This window comes from Sporosarcina sp. PTS2304, assembly GCF_003351785.1.
GTDB lineage: Bacteria > Bacillota > Bacilli > Bacillales_A > Planococcaceae > Sporosarcina.
The window spans coordinates 1,276,820-1,294,209 of sequence record NZ_CP031230.1 but is presented as its reverse complement, the minus strand read 5'-3'; the positions used below and the strand labels follow the sequence as shown (position 1 = coordinate 1,294,209).

The window sequence follows — 17,390 nt, the reverse complement described above, 5'->3', positions numbered from 1 at the left end:
ATGCCAATTCCTTTCTTTGGACCATCAACATTCTTGTAAATACCCTATATTCTGAAAAATCAATGTTTTATTAGGTTTAAAAAAATTTTTCAATTAGTAGGAATCTGACTGATATTCAGATTATTTAGATAATAGTTTGAATTGCTTAAGAAAGATAGTTATACTTCGCTATGTACAAAAAAACGGAGGTGTTGGAATTTGAAATGGTTTAAAAATTTATTTTTCGGATTTTTAATTATTGGATTGGTATTTCCACAAAACATGGTATCCGCAAAAGAGAACATGCGAGATGGAGAAGTAGAAATCATACGGGATGAGTATGGTGTACCACATATTTATGCGCAGAATACACATGACTTATACAAGGCTTATGGTTACACAATGGCAAAGGATCGTCTTTTTCAACTAGAAATGTTTAGACGTGCAAATGAAGGGACAGTTTCAGAAATACTAGGAGAAAAGTTCGTACCGAGAGATGAGCAATCTAGAAGAGATGCATCTACTGATAAAGAAATTGAAAATATGTTTGCTAGGCTCGATAAAGATGAAAGAGAGTTAATTAATAAATTTGTGGAAGGTATCACTTTATATGTAGAAGAAGCTTTAAAAGATCCTGATAATAAAATCACAAAGGAATTTCATGACTTTGGAATCCTGCCCAAAAGGTGGAGCACCACAGATATTATTCGCGTATATATGGCAACGCTTTCATTTTTTATGGACAGCCATCAAGAATTAACAAATGCTGAAATATTAAAGAAACTTACAGATGAATATGGTAAAGAACAAGCAACGAAAATGTTTGATGATTTAGTTTGGTCAGATGATCCTGAAGCGCCAATTACAGTTGAGAATAAAAATAAAGAAAACGTGTCAACGAGCGTTAAACAAAATTTGTCGATTGCAGTTGCTGATTCTGCAAAGCAGGTGAGAGAAGATCGAGAAAACTTTATAGCGTTAACTGAAGAACTAGGCATTCCTTTAAAAATTGGAAGCAATACAGTAGTAGTAGGCCCTGATAAATCTGAAAGTGGGAATGCGTTACTGCTAAGCGGACCACAGGTTGGTTTTATTGCTCCTGGGTATTTATATGAAATTGGTCTGCACTCACCTGAAATCGACATTGAAGGTTCTGGATTTATTGGGTTTCCATTTATTATGTTCGGTTCAACTGATAAATTTTCATTCAGTTCAACTGCAGGATATGGAAATATTGTTGATATTTTTGAAGAAAAATTACATCCAGATGACCCGGAAAAATACTTCCATAATAACGAGTGGAAAAAGATGGATAAAAGAACGGAAGTTATTAAAGTGCGACAAGAAAATGGTGAAATAAAAGAGATAAAAAAAGAATTTTATAAAACCATTCATGGTCCAATAGTTAGTATGGATACAAAAAATAATGTAGCATACAGTAAAGCATGGGCCTTCCGCGATACTGAAGTAGATAGTATGATGGCGTACATGAAAATGAATTGGGCACAAAACATAGATGATTTTAAACAAGCAGCGAGTGAATTCACGATGTCCATTAATTGGTATTATGCAGATACTTCCGGAGATATTGGTTATTTTCACGTAGGTCGAATTCCTAAAAGAAATAATACTATCGATCCAAGATTACCTACGCCCGGTACAGGTGAATACGATTGGACAGGCTTCCAGTCGTTTGAAAGTAATCCTCAAATGATCAATCCACCAAGTAGTTATATTGCTAACTGGAATAATAAACCTGCTGCAGGATGGTCTAACGGTGAAAATAATTTTGTGTGGGGAAAAGATAACAGAGTACAGCAATTTATAAATGGTTTGGAAGCGAAAGACAAATTTACCTTTGAGGATATTAATAAAATTAACTATACAGCAAGTTTCGCTCAACTTCGGAGCCATTATTTCAAACCGTTATTAATAAAGACATTGGAATCGCATCAAGAAAAAAATAAAGATTATAGCTATTTAATTGAGGAACTTAATAACTGGAATAATTTAGAAGAAGATAAAAATAAAGACGGATATTACGATGCAGGAATTGCTACATTCTTTGCGGAGTGGTGGAAGAGCACTCATACAAATTTGTTTGATAAAACCCTTAAAAATGTATGGGATCTTACAAAACCAATTACTGATCAAAAAATGGGAGCAACTCTTGCCTATAAAGTGCTAAATAAAGAAGTTACGAATTATAATTGGATGAATAAAGATGTTGAACAATTAATGTTAGATAGTGTAGATGAAGTTTTATTGAAATTACAAAAGGAAAAGGGAACAGAAGTCGACAAGTGGCGTTCTCCAATACGTACAATGAAATTTGGCGATACTTCTTTAGTTGGTGTGCCACACGGTTATGGATCTGACAGACCTATTATAGAGATGAACCGTGGAAGTGAAAACCATTATCTTGAAATGAAACCAGAAGGTCCAGTAGGATTTAATGTCACTCCACCAGGACAAATCGGTTTTATAAAAAAAGATGGTACGCTAGATAAACATTATGCAGACCAGATTAGTATGTATGAAAACTGGGAATTTAAAAAATTTCTTTTTAAGAAAGACGATGTGAAAAAAGCAGCAGTGTCTTCAGAAGTTTTAAAACTCGATCATGCTGATAAAATTGTTTCGTTCAACGATGTTTCACTAGAGCATCCAAATTACTCAGCAATTGAATACTTGTTTAATAAGAATATTATTACAGGCTATGAAGATAGTACTTTTCGCCCCGAGAAGCAAGTCACACGTTCACAGATAGCTATTATACTTACACGCGCTTTAAATTTACAACTTGAACAAGGAGTGTCGTTCGAAGATGTGGCACCAGCGCAAAGTCCATATATTGAAGCTGTTAAAAAAGCAGGTATTATGAATGGCTTTAGTTCAAAAAGGTTTGGCCCAAATGATTCAGTAACTAGAGGACAAATGGCGCTCATTCTTACTCGAGCGTATAAATTAGAAAAAGCTAATAAAGAAATATTTTCTGATGTAAATAAAAATGATCCGAAATATGATGCTATTCAGACATTAGGTTCATTACATATTTTTTCTGGATATGCTGATGGAACCTTTAGATCTTCTAATTCAATAAATAGAGGTCAGATTTCTGAAATACTCGTAAAAACGATTGAGCTACAGAAAGATAAAAAATAGCTGTTGAATATAGTGGTGGACTAGAGTAAATCTCTTTTCTACCACTATCTTTTTTATATTTTATCGAGCTCGTTAATTAACGAAAGAAAAGAATGGTCTTTTTAGAAATGATGTATTTTTGAGGAGTATATGTAGAGTTAGTGTACACTTTAAGATTTCCTCTTCGGAAAGCATATCATCTCAGCAAGACGCAATTACATTCAGGCTACTACCATTTCAATCCACCATCCAAAGTCGACTGCTTATTTCTATCGTCTAACTCGCTTTTGAACCAAAGAATGGAGTATTCAAAATATGGTTAGTCAACGGGCGTAATATTTTAAAATTTTGAGGAAATGAGACTACAAAAATTGATAAAACTACCCGACTAGCTAAAAGAAGAGTCCTTTCTTACATCTATGCTCACTTATGCGTATAATAGATGAAAACGTAATAAGCAGGGGGATTCGCAATTGACTAACGTGGAAATCATGAATTATATGAAAAGGAAAATTGAAGAAGATCCATCGCTTGCAAAAAGTGAATGGCAAGGAACGTGTAACTATGTAGTAGGGGAACTTGTCTCTTTAAAAACAGTAGATTTAAATGAAATAAATGTGGACGACGTGGCTAAGCCTGGAGAGATGCAAGTAGTACCGGTAGAATTATTTATTGCTGCGGCTACAACGAGTTTTGGCATGACTTTTCATTTGGCAGCACACAACGAAGGAATTGTTATAGACAAAGCGAATATTGTGTTTAGCGGAACTTTTGATAAGGCTGCATTTTTAGGAATGATTGACGGATATAGCGGCATTACTCGTCCCATGCTTGTCTTATCGGTAGAATCGTCGACAAATAAAGGGAAACTAGCCGAGATCGCAGCTATCGCGATCGAACGCTCACCTGTGCTTTCAGGTATAAAAGAACAAGTCGTTTTACATATTCGATAATAATCCAAATACAACAGACATCTGTTGTCGAAAAAAGCCGTACCTTTTGTAGTAGTACGCTCTCTGCTGAAATGAAATGTACTAAATATTTTTCTCGAAAAAGAGACCGTCACAGAAAATCAGACATGACTGACTTTCCGGACGGCCTCTTTTTATAAATATCTTTATCTTTATCTTACGGAATGTGTTGGTGTGCTGCTGAATAAATTGATAAAACGCATAAACCATGGTTCGAACCATTTTCTTTGCCAAATCACTATACTCGCTACAACGAATGCAATGAATGCACCCATCAAGACATCTGTCGGGTAGTGAACACCGCTGAAAATTCTAGATAAAGCCATGAGCACAGAAAATGCTAAGAGAATCGTTCCGAAACTTTTCCGCTTCCAAAAAAGGGCGATTGCCAAAGCGAAAGAACCTGCTGTATGATTGCTGGGGAACGAAGGATCGGTGTCTAGTTTATCAACAAGCAATGTCACGTCATGATTGACAAAAGGACGTTCGCGGAAAAATGAAAGTTCGAGAACCTTGTCAATGCCGATAGTGAAAACAGCGATCGTAAAAGCGAATAAAACGATTTTTCGATTTTCCAATCGATTGCCATGTTTCGTAAACCATAACCAAATGAAAACCAGTCCGAATGCTAGAGGACCGAACTTAGTAAAGAGAACGACTAGTTGATCAACAACGTAATTATGGCCAGCGAATTGGTTGATCAACTCAAACACTTTGAAATCTAAAGTCATTTTTGTGAATCCTCAACATCAGACCCTGAGTAGTATAAATCCTCTTCTGTTTCCGTAGATTGTGCTTCTGCTTCCTCTTCTTCTTTCTGAGCGTCTGTAGATAAAAACTCTTGTAAAGCTTCTCTGTTTTTATATAAGTTTATATCTAACACTTCCCCGACATTCACTCGTTTATCATCGAATGAACCTTCTAACGGAATTCTCAGTGTTTCTAACTCTTCTGGCTTGTCGCCTGTCATTAACCCTTTTCCAATCGTAAGCAATGTGCGTTTATCAATATTCGTATCAATATATGGATCGACGACACCTAGTACTTTCGGTAAATTAAATAAAGTTTTGACACTCATCGCTTGTTCTTTCAGTTTGGATAATGCTTCCTGTTGTCGTTGTACACGTCCGAAATCGCTATGGATATCATGTCTGAAGCGTACGTAACCAAGTAGTTGTTCACCATTTAATGACTGCTTACCCGGCTCTAGAGTCATACCGATGCCATGTGACATCGTATAAGGAATGTCTACGTCAATACCATCCGGCGCGATCACATCCACGATTTTCGAAAAACCTTCAAAGTTAACGATTGCATAATATTGAACGTCTACATCAAAATTATGTTTAATCGTTTGACGAACTAATTCAGGGCCGCCAAATGAATAAGCTGCGTTAATTCTTTGCATCCCATACCCGGGAACTTCTACATATGTATCACGCATAAGGGAAACAAGCTTTACTTTATTTGTGTCTTGATCGTAATGGCCAATCATCAAAGCATCCGAGCGAGAATCTTCCTCGTCACCTCTAGCATCATTCCCGATAAGCAAAACATTAATTTCACCAAATTCCGCGTCTGCACCTTCAAACGGATCGTAAATAGAGTCTGTACTATTATCGTTAAGACCTGTTTCGATTTCATTCGTTGTCGTATTTGCTAGTGAGACGCCACTATTATATTGATAAATGAAGTAGAGACCTCCAGAGGCTATGACAAGCATACATAGCGTAAAAATCGTCAGTTTCACTCTTTTCTTTAACTTTCTTTTTTTACCGTGTCGTTTTTCATTCTTTTCCAATATGCCACCTACTCATCTGATTATGATTTCTTTACTAGTACGTTAGAAGCGATTTGAACCGCGACTGCATCATCAAGATACCCAACTGCAAATAAATAGTCCGGTATGACATCGACAGGAACAATGAAGTAAAGTAAAGCACTGCCGATAATAGCTAGTTCACGTGTATTGCCTTTTTGTGTTTTAAAACGAGTAAATAATTTTTTCATCTGGTCAGCAAATGGTCCGATGCCACCTGCAGCTTTTAGTTTTTCCGTGAATTCATATAAGATCCTTTGCTTGCCTTCAGTTGTTTTCGCATAATCTTCATAGTCTGCCAACTGTGACTCAACTTGCGCAAGGGAAAGCTTAGTGGACAACAAGTCTGACGTGTTGACCAATTGTTCAATAGTTGCATCATATTCGCTCGAAGATTTTTTCTCTGGAATAACAGAGTAACCGTCAGCTTCTAATAACTTGGCTAACGGAATGGCCAAAACGGAAGAAAACTTTTCCAAATGATCCAGCGTCGCTTTTCGCTTATCGTTAATGATTCGAGAAATCGTTGAGGTGTCGATATCTGTAAGTTCGCTTAGCTTACGCATAGACAATGAATGCTCATCTAAAGTTGAACGCAATAATTGGCCGATCGATTGATCTGAATTAACCTCTAACATAAGATGAACCCCCTTCGAAAAACAAACAATAGCTTTCGTAGCATGAATACTAGTTTTTGCACTCTAAAAGATAATAATAGTTTGTTGACAATTTGTCAACGTTTGAAGTAAAAAGTTTATTCTTGTCGAACGATGGAAGTTGTTGCGCCTAATCATTTTCATGTTTATTCCAAAGCCATTTTATAGGTTTTTGAAAAAAATCACATTATAATAAAAGATAGTAGAAATGTAGCGCGCAATTTTACATGATAAATAGATTCCCTATATCGAGATAGGAGAAGGAGGCATTATTTTGCTGAAGAAACTGATAATTTTATTGGCTTTGCTCACGATAGTAAGTGGGTGTGCTTCAACTGCTACTAGTCAACATGACGCAAATACAGTGAATATGCAAGATCTGGCCGGAAAAACAGTAAATATTGCAGATTTTAAAGGTGAAAAAGTGTATATAAAATTTTGGGCATCATGGTGTCCGATTTGTCTAGCAGGATTATCTGAAGTTACTACTCTTGCTACACAAGATCATGATTTTGAAGTAATTACTGTCGTTGCCCCTGGCTATAATAATGAAAAACAAACGGATGATTTTATTAAATGGTTTTCGGATGTTCAGCATGTGGAGAATTTACCGGTATGGTTAAATGAGGGTGGGAATGTAGTGGAAGAGTTTAACGTTAAAGGTTATCCTACTTCTGCGTTTTTGAACACAAAGGGAGAACTAGTTCGCTCGCAGCCGGGACATTTATCCAATGATCAAATTATTGAAGCCATGAATGAAATTGATTAATAGAAAGGGAGTATTCTGATGAAATATAATTACTTGCTCGTGTTATTAAGTATTATGCTACTAAGCGGATGCGGTGCGGGAACGAGTAATTCAACTGCGACTGATTTAACATCAAGCCCGGATTCTGGAACTGCTTCTGCGTATCCTGCCAATCCGAATAAAGACCTAACATTTGATACGGATCACTTACAAGATATCTACTTGGCGGGCGGTTGTTTTTGGGGTGTAGAGGCTTATATGGAAAGAGTGTACGGTGTCTATGATGTGACATCTGGATACGCCAATGGAACGACAGAAAAACCTACCTATAAGGATGTCATTTCTGGAAAAACGGGTCATGCAGAAACAGTCCATGTACAATACGATCCAGAGCGCACAGAACTGAAGACGATTTTGGAACATTTCTTCATGATTGTAGATCCGACTTCATTGAATAAGCAAGGAAATGACAGAGGGACACAGTATCGTTCAGGAATTTTTTACAGCAATCCTGACGATTTGGCGACTATTGAAGAAGTTATAGCAAACGAACAAAAGCGTTACGAAGCTGATATTGTAACGGAAGTAGAGCCATTAAGTAGCTATACATTAGCAGAAGACTATCACCAAGATTATTTAGAAAAAAACCCAAATGGATATTGCCACGTAGAATTTGATACATTAGAAAATCAAGAAATTCCTTCGGTTATTAATCCGGCGGACTATCCGAAACCGAGCGATCAAGAGCTAAAAGAAAAATTGACCAAGAATCAATATCAAGTGACACAAGGCGATCACACAGAAGCTGCATTTTCCAATGAGTACTGGGATACGTTTGAGGATGGTATATACATCGACGTAGCGACCGGCGAGCCGTTATTCTCCAGTACAGATAAATACGATTCACAGTGTGGGTGGCCGAGCTTTACTCAGCCCATCATCCCCGAAGTCATTACAGAGCATGAGGATCGAAGTTTTAATATGGTAAGAATTGAAGTTAGAAGCCGTGCGGGAGACAGTCATTTAGGTCACGTTTTTGAAGACGGACCAAAAGATCGCGGCGGATTACGTTATTGCATCAATAGTGCAGCGATTGACTTCGTTCCGTTAGAAGAGATGGAAAGCAAAGAGTACGGCTATCTGAAAAGCTATGTAAACTAATGTACACTATAAAAATGGAGGGAAAGGTAGCGTTGGCTTCCTTTCCTTTTTTCGTGTAGGAGCTAAGGGTTATATATATGACTAATAGTGGATAATGAACCAATACGCACTAGAGAGATTCGTTTATTCACTTTGAATCGCTATGTATTAAATAAGAAATGATTTTTCTGTTATCATTTGCATATAACTAAAGGAAACGAGGGGAAGGGATACGATGAAAGAAATGATTGCCAAATGTAAAGAACAAGTAGAAGCAATTTATAACCAATATGATGCCAGCCACGATTTGGATCATATTGACCGCGTCATGAAAAACGCAGAGAAGATTTTATTAACAGAACCAAATGCGGATGAATGGGTCGTGCGTCTTGCGGTGCTATTACATGATGTAGAAGATGCGAAATATGAATCCGTACATGAAGCTACAATCAATGAAATTTTAAAAACTATTGGAGCACACGATGAATTAATCGAAAAAGTAGTAACTGTAATAGAAAGTGTATCTTATAATGGTGGGCACGCGATTGATATCACCTCTATTGAAGGTGCCATTGTTCGGGATGCAGATCGTTTGGACGCAATAGGCGCGATTGGAGTCGCACGAACATTTGCCTTTGGAGGTGCGCGCGGCAGGAAATTATACGATGTGGAAGAAGAAGCACGCAGGACGATGTCAGCTTCAGAATACCGCTCTAAAGAAACAGCCTCTGTCACGCATTTTCATGAAAAGCTATTATTGCTGAAAGATTTAATGGTGACAAAGGAAGGCACGAGACTTGCACAGGAGCGTCATGACTTCATGGAAATATTTTTACAACAGTTGAAAAAAGAAATTGAATAACGGATGTAGTGCTGATTGAACATAGCACCGTATCGTTAGTAAGAAAAATCTTCATGCCTATAGTAGTGAAAGTGGATGGAGACATTTTAAATTATTGTTTTAATTGTTCTACCTCCTTCAGTAAATAGTTAATTTGTTCCTGTATATGGGAAGTTGTCTCGTCTTCTTGCTCTTCTGCCTCAAGAGCCATATAGGCAGCAAGTGTAGTAATCGCTTGACCAAAAAGACTGACAGTTTCTCCAAGTAATGCTAATTTAGCGATTTGCGTGTCAGTGGATGTATGGTTTTGTTTTGTGGAATTACCCATAAAATGCCCTCCCAAATCTTTTATTCTATCATATGAAAAAATCCCGAAACTGTTTCTGAACGCATGAAAGGGATGGAGGCAAACATAGTATGAAAAAAAGGAGTGTATGTGCTTTGTATAATGAAACAACGAATCGTGTAATTACAGTTTTTGGTGAAGGAGCAGTTAAAGCCTCGCCCGATACTGTTCATATTGTGTTATCTGTACAAACGAGAGGAACAGAGTTGCAAGATATCCAGCAAGAAAATGCGAATCGAATGCAAAAAGTACTCAATTCATTGATGGATATGGGTGTTGAAGATTCCGCTATTCAAACGGTTAATTATCAAATCCAACCCGTCTACGATTATGTAAATGGAGAACAAGTCTTTCGCGGATATGAAGTACTCAATACGATTCGTGTGACGAGCAATGATCTATCAAAAACAGGTGAAATAGTAGATACCGCTGTGAAAAATGGAGTCAATCAAGTCGGATCCATCGAATTCGCCATTCAAAATCAAGAAAATTTTTATCAGCAAGCACTAACCCTCGCTTTGCATGATGCAGAAACGAAAATGGTTACGATTGGCTCTTCATTGAAATTAGCCAACCGGCCGATAGTATGGAAAATTGAAGAACAACACACCTCACAACCAGTCGCTTTCCGCGCAATGACCATGGCAGATACTGTTACTCCTATTGAATCTGGCACATTGACGATTAGTGCCAGTTTGATGGTAAAGTATCAAATCGTCTAAACGAATATTTTGTAAAGTATGCATGCTATGTAGTCTAGCGTTTGACCGTCTGCTACTATAAAAGAAAGCAACTGAAAGAGGCGGTCGTATGAATATACGGTTTATTATTAACGAGAGGGCAGGACAAGGGAAAGGGTTGTTGGAGTGGAGAAAGTTGCGGGCGGATGCATATCCTCACGATTTCACCCGTTCGCGCGGACATGCAACGGAACTCGCGCGGCAAATCATTCAACAACAATCCGAGCCCTTCTTGCTTATCGTAGTCGGCGGGGACGGCACCATTCATGAAGTGTTAAATGGCGTAGCGGGTCATTCGCATGTAACAGTGGGTGTAGTAAAGGCGGGATCAGGAAACGATTTCGCTCGGGAATTTCCATCGTTTACTTGTTTGAAAGCTATCGAAAATTTCAGCGAAGCCATTTCTGTACAACACAGAGCAGTGGATTTTGGACAAGTGCGACTAGCCGAAAAATCTAGTCGGTACTTTGCGAGTAACTGCGGCTTCGGTTTAGATGCAGAAATATCGCTAGCTGCTAGTCAGTCTAAATGGAAAAAACGGTTGAACAAATGGAAGCTTGGACATCTTGTGTATGTGTTAACTGTCGTTCGCTCCCTGTTGGTTTTTACACCTTTTGAAGCAATAATTCAAAATGGGAATGAGAAAAGAATTTTTAACGGTTCTCCGAAAAAAGTCTTCATCTTCAAGCGTGTGAAGGGCAAAGCCTAACGGTAAGTTGGAGATGAATTTCGGTTGGGCAATAGCCAAAAAGCAATTTCGGTTGCTTTTTATTTTTTGTCATATTACAATCAGTTGTATAGTGTATAAAGGTTGGTGTATCAATGAAATTAGATAATAACAACCATTCAGTGTTCCTGCTGCACTACCATCTTGTTCTGGTTGTGAAGTATAGAAGAAATGTATTGGATGGGGAAGTATCCGAGTACGCCAAAGATATGTTTATCAGAATTTCAGAAAACTACAATATAACGTTAGTCGAATGGAATTATGATGAAAACCATATCCATGTCTTATTCAAGGCACATCCGAATACTGAAATGACAAAGTTTATCAATGCTTATAAAAGTGCCAGTTCCCGATTGATCAAAAAAGAATTCCCGAAAGTGAAACAGAAACTTTGGAAAGAAATGTTTTGGTCCAGAAGCTTCTGCCTACTCACAACAGGCGGTTCCCCAACAGAGGCAATCAAAAAATATATCGAAAATCAAGGTCAAAAGTGAGGTGATAGGATATGACCAAACATCACAAAGCATACAAATTCCGCTTATACCCAACGGAGGAACAGGCACTTCTCATACGTAAAACTTTTGGTTGTGTTCGGTTTGTCTATAACAAGATGTTGGCTGAACGAAAAGAACTATATGAAACGTACAAAGACGATCAAGTGGAACTGAAGAAGCAAAAGCTACCTACTCCTGCTACATACAAAACAGAGTTTGAATGGCTGAAAGAAGTAGATTCGCTAGCTTTAGCTAACGCCCAATTGAATTTGCAGACAGCATATAGAAATTTCTTCAGTGGCACTGCTGATTTTCCTAGGTTCAAAAGTAAAAAATCCAGAAAATCCTATACAACGAATGTGGTAAACGGCAATATTATGTTACTGGATGGTCATATCAAATTACCAAAATTAAAACTTGTAAAAATTATACAACATCGTACTATACCTGAAGGCCACACAATAAAGTTCTGTACCCTATCAATGACACCAGCAGGGGCATATTATGTTTCCATTCTCACTGAATATAAACAAGAAATTATCCAAAAAGAAGTAAAAGATGTCGTTGGATTAGATTTTGCGATGGCTGAACTGTACGTAAGCAGCGAAGATGAGAAAGCCAATTATCCTCGCTTCTATCGTCAAATGTTGGCACGATTAGCAAAAGAGCAACGCATTCTATCTAGGCGCACGAAGGGTTCTTCCCGTTGGAATAAGCAACGAATGGTAGTCGCCAAACTGCAAGAGAAAGTGGCTAATCAACGCAAGAATTTTCTCCATCATCAGTCGAAGTCATTAGCTTCCACCTATGATGCAGTCGTCATAGAAGACTTGGATATGAAAGGAATGTCACGAGCCCTTCGTTTCGGCAAAAGTGTCTATGATAATGGTTGGGGCATGTTTACGACTTTCTTAGATTATAAACTGAGAGAACAGGGAAAACGGCTAGTCAAAATAGATAAGTGGTTTCCCTCTACAAAACTGTGTTCTAGTTGTGGCAATCAAAAAATAATGGCCATGTCTGAGCGAGTCTATAGCTGTCCATGCGGATCTATACTCGACAGGGACTACAACTCTGCCCTGAATATCAAAAATGAAGGCATACGTTTGTTGGCTTCTGAATAAACCGTGTGTACAAAACTCTTGGAACAAGAGGGATAGCTCGGTCTGTTTTCGTTGGCTAGTAAAAGCAATGATAAGTCGAGAAGCCCCCACTTCAAACAGCCCGAAAGGCGTTAAGTGGTGGGTAGTTCACAGATTGTTGGTTAATTACAGTGAATAATCAGAAATATTTTGGCGGTGGCATGAAAATATCTCCACATTCAGTGGTGGATGATGGAGAATTCGAGTTAATCGTAGTTCACTCTATTCCACTACTTAAATTTTTAATTGTTTTTTTGACAGTATTTACAGGACATCACGTAAGATTTAGCGGCGTGAGCATATACAAAAGTGATTCTTTTACCATCCATCCAGTAGTTGAAGTCGCTTGCCATACAGATGGAGAGTATATTGGCACGACTGACATACAGCAACCAGTCATTTGTAGAGTTGATTCTCGAAAGTGGTTTATTGCGGAAGGACGGAAAGTAAAATAAGGAAGCCACTCTCTCCGCATTATTCAGCAACCGTAATCTAGCTGTATTCATTCGCTTTCGATATATACCAAAACACCCGAACTGGAATCGAATTCCTTTCCTATGCTATAGTAATACCGAACAGGCAGGTGAGTAGTATTGCAGAAAAAACGTAGACCAGTCATCAAAAAAGGAAATATCGTAGTTTTCCCCGGAACGTTGGAACGACTGTACCGGGAAGGGAAAGAAGCGATGGAACGAGATCTTCACGATGTTGCGATCGAACATTTTGAAGCGATTTTAGATATTAATCCACAAGATACATCTGTATTAGACGTTCTCGCTATTTCCTTATACGAAATGAAAGATTATAAACGTGCGAAGCAATTTGCACTATTAGCTATGCAAAATCCATCAGGAAATTATATAGAAATGCTAGAGTTATATTTATCTATTTCCATTCAATTACAGCAATACGAAGAAGTCGAACTGACCATACAAGGATTACTAGAAAAAGAAATGATACCAGAACATAGTTTGCAAAAATTTCAGTACTTGCGTGAATTAAACGGTAGATTAGCAAATCGTTATGTAGAAGAATCCGCATATTCTGATGAACAGCACATACCAATAGAAGAGTTTCTAAAGATGACGCCCCATGAGCAACAAGATTTCTTGCTGTCTTTACAAAACCAAAAACTAGAACCATTCGTGCGACTCCTTAAAGAAATTGTGCAAACTGATGAGACGTTACACATTGTGAAAACATATGCATTACTTTTATTGCAACAAGCGGGTTCAGATGAACTAATTTCCGTTAGAAAGTATCATTTTGAGACAGAGACAAAACCCAGTAGGTTGATCTCGCCGGAAAATGACCAATTTATAGATGAAATTCAATTCATCGCAAGATCACATTTTGAAAAGGATCCAACAGCTAGTGAGTTAGTTGTAAATCTCATCCTAAAATATAGTGTGTTATTATTTCCATTCCACTGGGGACCTTATACAGCAGAAGAAGTAGCAGAAGCTTATATCGCGTATACGAAGCAGCTACTCTATGGTAAAACTGTGGAGGAAACAGCCTTGCTGCAGTTCGTGCGTTCGGTTGATGAGGAAATGGATAGCTGATGAGGAAAAATTCTTGAAAGATGAATAGACTGTGTTATACTAAAGTGGTTGTCAACTGCTTATCTGTATATAGCTACGTTATCGTCCTTTTTAGATAATGAAAATCTGCTACATTCAGATAAAACCTTCGATAGATGTGAAGGACTTTTTCAGCTAACACCGAAAAGGTATAGACGCAAGTAGGCGAAGGGTAAATTGATTAAAATAAACGAGTACAAGTTGTTTAAATGATTTGGAGGTCATACATATGACAGTTAAATGGGAAAAATTAGAAGGCAGTGAAGGGAAACTTACATTTGAAGTTTCTGTAGAACGTTTTAACGAAGCGGTAGATCAAGCGTTTAAAAAAGTAGTGAAAAAAGTACAGGCACCTGGATTCCGTAAAGGAAAAATGCCACGTAAAATGTTTGATAAAATGTACGGTGAAGAATCTCTATACAACGATGCAATTGACATCGTACTTCCAGAAGCGTACTCAGCAGCAGTTGACGAAGCGGACGTAGAACCAATCGCAGCTCCTGAAATCGATATTGAAAAGCTTGAAAAAGGGGAGCCAGTTGTATTCACAGCAGTAATCGCTTTGAAACCAGAAGTGAAACTAGGCGAATACAAGGGGCTTGAAGTTACTCGTCAAACGACTGAAGTGACAGAAGAAGAAATCGACCAACAACTTGAACAACGCCGTGAAGGACTTGCGGAAATGGTCGTTAAAGAAGATGCTGCTGTAGAAGAAGGCGACACAGTCACAATCGACTTCGAAGGCTTTGCTGACGGAGAAGCATTTGAAGGTGGAAAATCTGAAGGGTATGATCTTGAAATTGGTTCCGGTTCATTTATCCCTGGATTCGAAGAGCAAGTAGTAGGTATGAAAGCTGGAGAACAGAAAGATATCGAAATCACTTTCCCAGAAGAATATCATGCTGCTGAATTAGCTGGCAAGCCTGCTACTTTCAAAGTAAAAGTCCACGAAGTCAAGGCAAAAGAAATACCTGAACTTGATGATGAACTAGCTAAAGAACTTGACGAAAACGTTTCTTCTGTTGAAGAACTACGTACGAAGTTAAGAGAAGAAGCTGAAGAAGTGAAGAAGAACGAATCTGAAACAGCTCTTCGTGACGATCTAGTTGAACAAGCAGCAAGCAATGCGGAAATGGACATCCCACAAGCGATGATCGATTCAGAAATCAACCGTATGATGCAAGATTTCGAACAACGTCTGCAAATGCAAGGTATGAACCTTGAGCTTTACTTCCAATTTTCTGGACAAGACGAAGCGGCTCTTCGCGAGCAAATGAAAGACGACGCATTAAGCCGTGTACGCGTTTCTTTAACACTCGAAGCAATTGGCGCAGCAGAAAACGTTGAAGTTCCAGAAGAAGAAGTACAAGCTGAGCTTGAGAAAATGTCTGAGCAATTCGGTATGGAAGTAGAACAAATCAAGGCAACTCTTGGTGGTACTTCTGTGCTTGAAAATGACCTTCGTTTCAACAAGACTGTACAATTGCTTGTAGATAACGCTAAAGTTCTAGACTGATTTCTCCATATAATTGAAACAAGGCACGGTGTTACCGTGCCTTGTTTTTCTTAAAAGAAAGCTTATGTGCATAGTAAGAGAAAAACTCCGCAAGCTAGTGCATATAGAGCATACATATTTTGGTGTCAAGTTCTAAATAGTTGATTAAGTCATGGGAATCTTGTAGTATATTCACTTGAATAGGGGTGAGCATAATGTTCAAATTTAATGATGAAAATGATAACTTGAGTTGTTCTTTTTGCGGTAAATCTCAAGATCAAGTCCGTAAATTAGTAGCAGGTCAAGGTGTATATATTTGTGATGAATGCGTTGAACTTTGTGCGGAAATCGTTGAGGAAGAAGTCGGTCTAGAGGAAGGCTTCGAACTGAAAGATGTTCCGAAACCGAGAGAAATCCAAAGCATCCTCGATGAATACATCATCGGGCAGGATCGCGCAAAAAAATCACTCGCTGTAGCCGTTTATAATCATTATAAGCGTGTAAACTCAGGCAGTAAAATTGATGACGTCGAATTAGCAAAATCGAATATCGTCTTGATCGGACCAACAGGTAGCGGTAAAACATTACTTGCTCAAACGTTGGCTAGAATCTTGGATGTTCCATTTGCGATTGCAGATGCCACTTCATTAACTGAAGCAGGTTACGTTGGGGAAGATGTAGAAAATATTCTTTTGAAATTAATTCAAGCGGCTGATTTTGATATTGAAAAAGCTGAAAAAGGAATTATCTATATTGACGAAATCGATAAAGTAGCCCGCAAATCAGAGAACGCTTCAATTACACGTGATGTTTCTGGTGAAGGTGTTCAACAAGCATTACTGAAAATCTTGGAAGGAACAGTAGCTAGCGTACCACCACAAGGCGGACGTAAGCATCCACACCAAGAATTCTTGCAAATTGATACGACGAATATTCTTTTCGTAGTCGGTGGGGCATTCGACGGTATTGAAGATATCGTCAAGCGTCGTATTGGACGTAAAGTCATTGGTTTCGGGACAGATCCAAACAACGAAATCGATGAAAATGAAAGTCTATTGTCTAAATTGATTCCAGAAGATCTACAAGCGTTTGGCTTAATTCCGGAATTCATCGGTCGTTTACCTGTAATTGCTACGTTAGATGCATTAGATGTCGATACGCTGTATCAAATTCTAACGGTACCTAAAAATGCAATAGTAAAACAATACCAAAAGATGGTAGAACTTGATGATGTGGCACTTCGATTTGAGGAAGACGCATTATTAGAAATTGCACGAGAAGCAATCGCTCGTAAAACGGGTGCTCGTGGATTACGTTCTATTATTGAAAATATTATGCTTGACGTCATGTACGACTTGCCATCTCTCGAAGAAGTGAAGGAATGTGTCATTACGAAGGATTCTGTCCAAGGTAAAGCCACTCCAATTCTTTATAAAGAAGATGGAACCATTTATGACGTAGATAAAGAAAAAAATACCGCATAACGCCGAAAAGGCAAAAAAGCCGGCTCTACCGATGCGTAATTCGACGCTCGGAAGTCGGCTTTTTCATACATATGATTACAT

The 17,390-nt window shown here is 38.2% G+C and carries 17 protein-coding genes; 13 read left to right on the top strand and 4 right to left on the bottom strand.

Annotated elements, in window-relative coordinates; all coding sequences use genetic code 11:
• Nucleotides 1–198: 198 nt before the first annotated feature.
• Both DV702_RS06135 and DV702_RS06130 read left to right on the top strand, forming a co-directional pair.
• Nucleotides 199–3,144, top strand: a complete 2,946-nt coding sequence (locus DV702_RS06135) for a penicillin acylase family protein (protein WP_114923966.1) — start codon at nt 199–201, stop codon at nt 3,142–3,144.
• A gap of 461 nt (nt 3,145–3,605) precedes the next feature.
• The gene (locus DV702_RS06130) at nt 3,606–4,076 is read left to right on the top strand and encodes an OsmC family protein (RefSeq protein WP_240315724.1); all 471 of its coding nucleotides are present in this window, start codon (nt 3,606–3,608) and stop codon (nt 4,074–4,076) included.
• Nucleotides 4,077–4,246: 170 nt separating this feature from the next.
• Here DV702_RS06130 and DV702_RS06125 read toward each other — a convergent pair whose 3' ends face one another.
• Genes DV702_RS06125 through DV702_RS06115 form a run of 3 tightly spaced genes read right to left on the bottom strand, consistent with a single transcriptional unit; the run spans nt 4,247 to nt 6,551 of the window.
• A complete protein-coding gene (locus DV702_RS06125; protein ID WP_114923964.1) occupies nt 4,247–4,825 on the bottom strand; it encodes a phosphatase PAP2 family protein in 579 nt (192 codons plus the stop codon).
• The gene (locus tag DV702_RS06120) at nt 4,822–5,895 is read right to left on the bottom strand and encodes an LCP family protein (RefSeq protein WP_371682729.1); all 1,074 of its coding nucleotides are present in this window, start codon (nt 5,893–5,895) and stop codon (nt 4,822–4,824) included. The genes DV702_RS06125 and DV702_RS06120 overlap by 4 nt, the downstream gene beginning before the upstream one ends.
• Nucleotides 5,896–5,915: 20 nt before the next feature.
• Nucleotides 5,916–6,551, bottom strand: a complete 636-nt coding sequence (locus DV702_RS06115) for a DUF1232 domain-containing protein (protein WP_114923963.1) — start codon at nt 6,549–6,551, stop codon at nt 5,916–5,918.
• Nucleotides 6,552–6,843: 292 nt separating this feature from the next.
• Here DV702_RS06115 and DV702_RS06110 point away from each other — a divergent pair, with 292 nt between their 5' ends.
• From DV702_RS06110 to DV702_RS06100, 3 genes are all read left to right on the top strand, one after another.
• Complete coding sequence (locus DV702_RS06110) at nt 6,844–7,338, top strand: redoxin family protein (protein ID WP_114923962.1); 495 nt, start codon at nt 6,844–6,846, stop codon at nt 7,336–7,338.
• 18 nt (nt 7,339–7,356) lie between these two features.
• Entirely contained in the window at nt 7,357–8,478 is a 1,122-nt protein-coding gene (gene msrB, locus DV702_RS06105) for a peptide-methionine (R)-S-oxide reductase MsrB (protein WP_114923961.1), read from the top strand.
• 214 nt (nt 8,479–8,692) lie between these two features.
• Nucleotides 8,693–9,319, top strand: a complete 627-nt coding sequence (locus DV702_RS06100; protein ID WP_114923960.1) for an HD domain-containing protein — start codon at nt 8,693–8,695, stop codon at nt 9,317–9,319.
• A gap of 91 nt (nt 9,320–9,410) precedes the next feature.
• On the opposite strand, the gene DV702_RS06095 is transcribed toward DV702_RS06100, so the two are convergent.
• Nucleotides 9,411–9,626 carry a hypothetical protein gene (locus DV702_RS06095; RefSeq protein WP_114923959.1) on the bottom strand — a complete coding sequence of 72 codons (216 nt, stop codon included), beginning with the start codon at nt 9,624–9,626 and terminating at the stop codon, nt 9,411–9,413.
• A 113-nt stretch (nt 9,627–9,739) separates the two neighbouring features.
• Here DV702_RS06095 and DV702_RS06090 point away from each other — a divergent pair, with 113 nt between their 5' ends.
• From DV702_RS06090 to clpX, 8 genes are all read left to right on the top strand, one after another.
• Nucleotides 9,740–10,366: an SIMPL domain-containing protein gene (locus DV702_RS06090; RefSeq protein WP_162805737.1), complete on the top strand. Its 627-nt coding sequence runs from the start codon at nt 9,740–9,742 to the stop codon at nt 10,364–10,366.
• Nucleotides 10,367–10,454: 88 nt separating this feature from the next.
• Complete coding sequence (locus DV702_RS06085; protein WP_114923957.1) at nt 10,455–11,093, top strand: diacylglycerol/lipid kinase family protein; 639 nt, start codon at nt 10,455–10,457, stop codon at nt 11,091–11,093.
• 113 nt (nt 11,094–11,206) lie between these two features.
• Nucleotides 11,207–11,605, top strand: a complete 399-nt coding sequence (gene tnpA, locus DV702_RS06080; RefSeq protein ID WP_114923845.1) for an IS200/IS605 family transposase — start codon at nt 11,207–11,209, stop codon at nt 11,603–11,605.
• 11 nt (nt 11,606–11,616) lie between these two features.
• Entirely contained in the window at nt 11,617–12,729 is a 1,113-nt protein-coding gene (locus tag DV702_RS06075; protein WP_114923844.1) for an RNA-guided endonuclease TnpB family protein, read from the top strand.
• Between the two features lie 149 nt (nt 12,730–12,878).
• Nucleotides 12,879–13,202, top strand: a complete 324-nt coding sequence (locus tag DV702_RS06070) for a diacylglycerol/lipid kinase family protein (RefSeq protein WP_114923956.1) — start codon at nt 12,879–12,881, stop codon at nt 13,200–13,202.
• Nucleotides 13,203–13,340: 138 nt separating this feature from the next.
• Nucleotides 13,341–14,312 (top strand): hypothetical protein, encoded by a 972-nt coding sequence (locus DV702_RS06065; RefSeq protein WP_114923955.1) that lies wholly within the window; start codon nt 13,341–13,343, stop codon nt 14,310–14,312.
• Nucleotides 14,313–14,559: 247 nt separating this feature from the next.
• Nucleotides 14,560–15,846: a trigger factor gene (tig, locus tag DV702_RS06060; RefSeq protein WP_114923954.1), complete on the top strand. Its 1,287-nt coding sequence runs from the start codon at nt 14,560–14,562 to the stop codon at nt 15,844–15,846.
• Nucleotides 15,847–16,040: 194 nt separating this feature from the next.
• Nucleotides 16,041–17,309: an ATP-dependent protease ATP-binding subunit ClpX gene (gene clpX, locus DV702_RS06055; protein WP_114923953.1), complete on the top strand. Its 1,269-nt coding sequence runs from the start codon at nt 16,041–16,043 to the stop codon at nt 17,307–17,309.
• Nucleotides 17,310–17,390: the final 81 nt, after the last annotated feature.

Excerpts from the sequence above, each read along its gene's own strand:
- DV702_RS06125 (WP_114923964.1), bottom strand. The coding sequence starts at position 4,825 with ATGACTTTAGATTTCAAAGTGTTTGAGTTGATCAACCAATTCGCTGGC.
- DV702_RS06115 (WP_114923963.1), bottom strand. The coding sequence starts at position 6,551 with ATGTTAGAGGTTAATTCAGATCAATCGATCGGCCAATTATTGCGTTCA.
- msrB (WP_114923961.1), top strand. The coding sequence starts at position 7,357 with ATGAAATATAATTACTTGCTCGTGTTATTAAGTATTATGCTACTAAGC.
- DV702_RS06100 (WP_114923960.1), top strand. The coding sequence starts at position 8,693 with ATGAAAGAAATGATTGCCAAATGTAAAGAACAAGTAGAAGCAATTTAT.
- DV702_RS06095 (WP_114923959.1), bottom strand. The coding sequence starts at position 9,626 with ATGGGTAATTCCACAAAACAAAACCATACATCCACTGACACGCAAATC.
- DV702_RS06085 (WP_114923957.1), top strand. The coding sequence starts at position 10,455 with ATGAATATACGGTTTATTATTAACGAGAGGGCAGGACAAGGGAAAGGG.
- tnpA (WP_114923845.1), top strand. The coding sequence starts at position 11,207 with ATGAAATTAGATAATAACAACCATTCAGTGTTCCTGCTGCACTACCAT.
- DV702_RS06075 (WP_114923844.1), top strand. The coding sequence starts at position 11,617 with ATGACCAAACATCACAAAGCATACAAATTCCGCTTATACCCAACGGAG.
- tig (WP_114923954.1), top strand. The coding sequence starts at position 14,560 with ATGACAGTTAAATGGGAAAAATTAGAAGGCAGTGAAGGGAAACTTACA.
- clpX (WP_114923953.1), top strand. The coding sequence starts at position 16,041 with ATGTTCAAATTTAATGATGAAAATGATAACTTGAGTTGTTCTTTTTGC.